This is a genomic window from Candidatus Hakubella thermalkaliphila (assembly GCF_013281975.1).
In the GTDB taxonomy this organism is placed as follows: Bacteria; Actinomycetota; Humimicrobiia; order Hakubellales; family Hakubellaceae; genus Hakubella; species Hakubella thermalkaliphila.
The window spans coordinates 1-678 of the sequence record NZ_BLRZ01000417.1 but is presented as its reverse complement, the minus strand read 5'-3'; the positions used below and the strand labels follow the sequence as shown (position 1 = coordinate 678).

Here is a 678-nt window from a genome sequence, read left to right as displayed (position 1 = left end):
ACCCAATTCACATTGCTGTTATTCAGTCGGGTGTATATTTTGCGCAGAACCCCAAAATATGTTGCGTCTATCATTGTATTACCTCGAGCAGCATTTCGCCTGACAGCCCCCGCATATCTGAAGTTTTTGCGGAACGAAGTAGAGTAAAAACTTGGGTGAGAACTGTAGGTGCGAACCAGATATGCCGTGATGATTATTGAGAGCGACTTCCAAGCGATGTGATACTTTTAAGCAGCAAGCTCTAAGAGGTCACAAGACAGAGGAGGCCGCTATGAAGACATTTTACTGGGGAATTGATTTACATGCAAAAAGTTTCTCAAGTTTGGGTAATTTATATTTGCGAAGAGGCTAAGAAGGTCGGCGAAGCAAACCTTTAAAATGACCTTCCCCTTATCCCATAATATCCATATTCCTCTTTTTTTGAGGCAATTCGAGATGTGGCTGGGATTCCGGTCGTTTTGATGTCCACGGTAGAGACTACTGCATTGGGTGCAGCTCTCCTGGCAGCAGTGGGCGCTGGCCTGTCTCCCAGCTTGAAAGAAGCCTCAGAGCGTACAACCAAAGTGGCCGAAGTTAATTACCCCATCCCGACTAATGAGCGTCTCAATGACAGGGGATACGGATATTTCCTAACCCAGACAAGCCGGAACCAAAAAGTGAATCATAAGCGTTCAGCTA

General features: G+C 45.7%; 1 pseudogene. It reads left to right on the top strand.

Annotated elements, in window-relative coordinates:
• Positions 1 to 437: 437 nt before the first annotated feature.
• Positions 438 to 678, top strand: a pseudogene (locus HW443_RS12515) (hypothetical protein); the annotation flags it as partial.